The organism is Psychrobacter sp. 1U2 (assembly GCF_051847575.1).
On record NZ_JBPYDC010001825.1, the window covers coordinates 1 to 516 of the forward strand.

A 516-nucleotide genomic window follows, 5' to 3' on the forward strand; every position below is an offset into this window, starting at 1 on the left:
TTCAAACTGCCCTTTATTAATCATTTCAGATGCATTATCTAACTGCAAGTTTGTATATATAAGCTTAGACTGGATGGAATCTTCCATAATTTTATCCTTGTGATATTAGAAAATAATAGTTCCTACCTATCCTTTAACACAAACTACCTGCCGCAAGGTATGTACCACTTCTACCAAGTCGTTTTGCGCTTGCATCACGTCATCAATATTTTTATAAGCCGCTGGAATCTCATCAATCACATCCGCATCCTTTCGGCATTCTACGCCTTCAGTCTGTGCAATTTGATCGGCGACCGTAAATACCTTTTTGGCTTCGGTACGTGACATGATACGACCTGCACCATGCGAGCAAGAGCAAAACGATTCTTCGTTTCCTTTACCGCGCACGATGAATGACTTGGCACCCATTGACCCCGGAATGATGCCGTATTCACCGACGCGGGCACGTACTGCGCCTTTACGCGTGACGAATACTTCCTCACCGTAGTGCTCTTCTTTTGCCACGTAGTTGTGGTG

The 516-nt window shown here is 44.2% G+C and carries 1 protein-coding gene; it reads right to left on the reverse strand.

Annotated features, from left to right (window positions below; genetic code table 11):
- Nucleotides 1–126: 126 nt before the first annotated feature.
- On the reverse strand, nt 127–516 hold a 390-nt coding region (locus ACS8FD_RS24610; protein WP_439277774.1), incomplete at its 5' end, for an RtcB family protein.